This window comes from Kribbella sp. (assembly GCF_035655035.1).
Classification (GTDB): Bacteria; Actinomycetota; Actinomycetes; order Propionibacteriales; family Kribbellaceae; genus Kribbella.
Window position 1 is genome coordinate 1 of the sequence record NZ_DASRVN010000421.1, and the last position, 4,053, is coordinate 4,053.

Consider the following 4,053-nt stretch of genomic DNA (forward strand, 5'->3'; position numbering starts at 1 on the left):
GCCGAGCGATCGGCTCAATCCGCGGAAGGCCAAGTCGCCGTTGCTCGACGGGCGGGTCACGCTGCGGACGGCGTTGCGGCTGGCGTTCGCGGCGGCGGTGGCGGCGGTCGGGCTGAGTCTGCTGGTCGGGATCGTGTTCGCGCTGGGCGTGCTGCTCGCCGTACTGCTCGGCTATGCGTACTCCGTTCCACCGGCCCGGCTGAAGACCCGCGCCGGCTTCGACGTCGCCGTGAATGCTCTTGCGCTAGGCGCTTTCGGACCGTTGGCCGGCTGGGCCGCGATCAACCCGGACCTCAGCGACTTCCCTTGGCTGATGGGCCTCCAGGGCGCCCTCGCCGCCGTCGGCCTCTACCTCCCGACGACCATCGCCGACCTGGAGGCAGACCGCGCTGCCGGCTACCACACGATCGCGGTCCGCTTCGGCGCCCGCCCGACGTACCGGCTGGGCTACACCGCCTGGATCGCGGCCGCCATCCTCTCGGTAGCCCTCGCCGCCACCGGCACGATCATCCCCCGCAGCATGCTGCTGCTCGAGGTCGTGATGGTCCCGGTCCTGGTCGCGGCGTACGCCAAACTGATTGGCCCGCACCAGTCCTTCACAGGCATCATCGTCCTCGCCACCCTGTTCCTCTTCCCCTGCGCCACCTTCGCCCTCACCTACACGGGAGTCCTCTGAGCATGTATCCCGAGATCGAGCCGCACGACCACGGCCTGCTCGACGTCGGCGACGGACACCGCGTGTACTGGGAGGTCTGCGGCAACCCGTCCGGGAAGCCGGCGCTCGTCGTGCACGGCGGACCTGGATCCGGGGCCGGGGCGTGGTGGCGGCGGTACTTCGATCCCGCCAGGTACCGGGTGGTGCTCGTCGATCAGCGGGGGTGTGGACGGAGTACGCCGGACGCCGCCGGGGCGGACGTGGACCTGCGGACGAACACGACCGCGCACCTGATCGCGGACTTCGAGCAACTGCGGCAACTACTGGGGATCGAGCGGTGGCTGCTGCTGGGGGCGTCGTGGGGCGCGACGCTCGGGCTCGCGTACGCCGAGCAGCACCCGGAGGTGGTGTCGGAGATCGTGCTGTTCAGCGTCACCAACACGACTCGGCGCGAGGTCGAGTGGATCACCCGCGACATGGGCCGGATCTTCCCCGAGGAATGGTCGCGGTTCCGGGACGGCGTACCGGAGGCGGAGCGGGACGGGAATCTCGCGCTCGCGTACAGCCGGCTGCTGCACGATCCGGACCCCGCAGTACGCGACCAGGCCGCCAGGGATTGGTGCGCCTGGGAGGACACGCACGTGCGCACACATCCGGGCTGGCAGCCTGACCCGCGGTACGACGACCCGGTGTTGCGGCTGCGGCTCGCGCGGCTGGTCACGCACTACTGGGGACATGCCGCCTGGCTGGACGAGGACGTGCTCGTACGTGATGCCGGCAAGCTCGCCGGGATTCCGGGCGTGCTGATCCACGGACGGCTCGACATCAGCAGCCCGGCGGACGTCGCGTGGCGGATGGCTCAGGCATGGCCCGGTGCGGAGTTGCACCTGGTCGAGCAGGAGGGGCACGGCGCGGGCGGACGGTCCACGCAGGAACTGATCCTGGAAGCGCTGGATCGGTTCGCTTTACGGGCCTGACCGCTTTCACATGCACGTGCACGGAGGGCAAAGATTTGATCACTGATCTTTACAGGCGTCAAAGGTCCGGGAACTCTTGTCTCTCATGACTCTGACCCGCCCGGAGCTGGAGACCGACTACACCCTCAGCCGGTCCGACATCGCGCGCTTCGCCGAGCACGGATTCGTCAAGCTGAAGAACGTGCTCAGCGCCGAGACGATCGCCGAGTACGAGCCGGAGATCACCGGCAAGGTGATCGAGCTGAACACGCAGCATCTGCCGCTGGAGGAGCGGGACACCTACGGGAAGGCGTTCCTGCAGGTGTCGAACCTCTGGCAGGACAGCGAGCGGGTCCTCGAGTTCGTGTCGTCGCCACGGCTCGCGCGGATCGCGGCGCAACTGCTCGGGGTGCAGTCGGTCCGGCTGTACCACGACCAAGCGCTCTACAAGGAGTCCGGCGGCGGCGTCACGCCGTGGCACGCGGACCAGTACTACTGGCCGTTCACGACCGACCGGTGCGTGACGATCTGGGTACCGCTGCAGGACACGCCGATGGAGATGGGACCGCTGTCGTTCGCGTCCGGCAGCCAGACGTTCGAGTTCGGGCGCGACCTGCCGATCAGCGACGAGTCCGAGCGGGTCCTGCAGGAGGCGCTCGCCGAGCAGCACTTCACCGAGGTCTCGGAGCCGTACGAACTCGGCGAGGTCAGCTACCACCTCGGCTGGACGTTCCACCACGCGCCGCCGAACACCACCGGCATCCCGCGCCGGGTGATGACGGTCATCTATGTCGACGCCGCGATGGAGATCTCCGAGCCGGTGAACGCGAACCAGGTCGCCGACCTGGCCACCTGGATGCCCGGCAACCAGCCCGGCGAGACCATCTCCTCCCCGCTGAACCCGATCCTCTACTGACCGGATCCGATGCCCCTGCCGACCGGCGGGACGGCCTCTGTACCTATTAGTATGTACGGCATGAACCCAGCGATCAGCCGTGTCGTCGTCCTCGATCAGCAGCTGCCCGCGGCGCTCCCGGTGCAGCGCGTCGAGGTACGCCGGATCACGATCGAGCCGCACACCGCCCTCGGCGCGCACGTCCACAACGGCCCGGTGTTCGGGAACATCGTGTCCGGATCGGCGATCTACCAGCAGGGCGCCGACGACGAGCCGCAGGTCCTGCGGCCCGGCGACGTGTTCTACGAGCCGGCCGTCGACCGGATCACCCGCTTCGACACCGCGGACGAGGGCGTCACGTTCCTCGCCTACTTCCCGCTCACCGCCGGGCAGGAGGCGACCCTCGACCTGGTCTAGAGGGTCCGCTTCTGCGGGTAGATGGTCTCGCCGCGCGCCAACTGTTCGACGAACTGCGCGATCCGTTTCGCCCTCGTCTCGGGACGCTTCGCGCCGTTCACCCGGAAGATGACGCCGAACCGGTTGGCGCTGGTCAGGATCTCGAACATCGCCTGCGCCCGCGGCTCCGCGGCCAGCGCCGCCGCCAGGTCGTCGGGAATCTCCCGCGCACTCGCCCCGCCGTACGCCTTGTCCCAGCGGCCGTCCGCCTTGGCCCGCTCGACCTCGGCGTGCCCGGCCGGATGCATCCGCCCCTCCTGGTCGAGGCGCGCGATCAGGTCCACGTTCCGTTGCGACCACATGCTCCGCTCGCGACGCGGCGTGTACCGCTGGATGAACGTCTGCTCGTCACGGCCGCGCCGCTGCCCGTCGATCCACCCATGACACAGGGCCTCCTCGAGCGCCTCGTCGTACGTCAGGCTCGTCGGAGTGGTCACGTTCTTCTTCGCCAGCACCAGCCAGACGCCGTCCGAGTCCGCGTGATTCGCACCGAGCCACGTGCGCCAGGCGACGGCGTTCTCGATGATCAGTTCGGTCGTCATGACGCTGCCTCCTGGTAACGAGCGGCCAGCTGGACCGCGGCATCCTTCAACTCCTGCGGGCCGATGAACTCCAGCTCGCACTCGAACATCCCGAACGTCGCGGCCAGGCCGGTCCACGACCAGCCGGTGAGCGCGAGCCGGCAACTCGTCGGCGAGATCTCCTCGACCACCGCGCCGTACCCGGCCCACTGCGCGATGTCCGACGCCTTGGCCTGCAGGATCGCCTCGCCACGGCAGGGGTTCTTGTCCTGCCCGCGGAAGCGGCTGGAGATGTACGTCGCGATGTCCGGCGCGGGCAGGTCGCGCGGAGTGAACCGCGGACCCGTCGGCGTCTTCGGCGTCATCCGGTCTACCCGGAACGTCCGCCAGTCCTGGCGGTCCAGGTCGAAGCCGAGGAGGTACCAGCGGCCGCCCCAGGTCACCAGGTGATGCGGCTCGACCTTCCGCGGCGGTGCCCACTCGCCCTCCGGCGCACCGGCCGCGGCGTAGTCGAATCGCAGTACCTCCTGTGCGCGGACCGCCATCCCGATCGCGATCAACTGATCCGAG

The 4,053-nt window shown here is 69.1% G+C and carries 6 protein-coding genes; 4 read left to right on the top strand and 2 right to left on the bottom strand.

The features are described 5' to 3' along the window. The 4 genes from VFF46_RS23420 to VFF46_RS23435 all read left to right on the top strand — a co-directional run. Positions 1-676, top strand: a 676-nt coding sequence (locus tag VFF46_RS23420; protein WP_325039341.1) for a UbiA family prenyltransferase, incomplete at its 5' end; no start/stop codon positions are given. 2 nt (positions 677-678) lie between these two features. After that, on the top strand, positions 679-1,632 hold the full coding sequence (gene pip / locus VFF46_RS23425) for a prolyl aminopeptidase (protein WP_325039342.1): 954 nt from the start codon (positions 679-681) through the stop codon (positions 1,630-1,632). An 85-nt stretch (positions 1,633-1,717) separates the two neighbouring features. Then, positions 1,718-2,527 (top strand): phytanoyl-CoA dioxygenase family protein, encoded by an 810-nt coding sequence (locus VFF46_RS23430; RefSeq protein WP_325039343.1) that lies wholly within the window; start codon positions 1,718-1,720, stop codon positions 2,525-2,527. A 60-nt stretch (positions 2,528-2,587) separates the two neighbouring features. Beyond that, positions 2,588-2,923, top strand: a complete 336-nt coding sequence (locus VFF46_RS23435) for a cupin domain-containing protein (protein WP_325039344.1) — start codon at positions 2,588-2,590, stop codon at positions 2,921-2,923. Here the strand turns inward: VFF46_RS23435 and VFF46_RS23440 are convergent. After that, positions 2,920-3,504: a YdeI/OmpD-associated family protein gene (locus VFF46_RS23440; protein WP_325039345.1), complete on the bottom strand. Its 585-nt coding sequence runs from the start codon at positions 3,502-3,504 to the stop codon at positions 2,920-2,922. The two genes, VFF46_RS23435 and VFF46_RS23440, sit on opposite strands and share 4 nt — an antisense overlap. Beyond that, on the bottom strand, positions 3,501-4,053 hold a 553-nt coding region (locus tag VFF46_RS23445; protein ID WP_325039346.1), incomplete at its 5' end, for a WYL domain-containing protein. The genes VFF46_RS23440 and VFF46_RS23445, both read right to left, overlap by 4 nt.

What these genes read in the sequence shown, in the direction of transcription:
- pip (WP_325039342.1), top strand. Translation starts at nt 679, where the DNA reads ATGTATCCCGAGATCGAGCCGCACGACCACGGCCTGCTCGACGTCGGC.
- VFF46_RS23430 (WP_325039343.1), top strand. Translation starts at nt 1,718, where the DNA reads ATGACTCTGACCCGCCCGGAGCTGGAGACCGACTACACCCTCAGCCGG.
- VFF46_RS23435 (WP_325039344.1), top strand. Translation starts at nt 2,588, where the DNA reads ATGAACCCAGCGATCAGCCGTGTCGTCGTCCTCGATCAGCAGCTGCCC.
- VFF46_RS23440 (WP_325039345.1), bottom strand. Translation starts at nt 3,504, where the DNA reads ATGACGACCGAACTGATCATCGAGAACGCCGTCGCCTGGCGCACGTGG.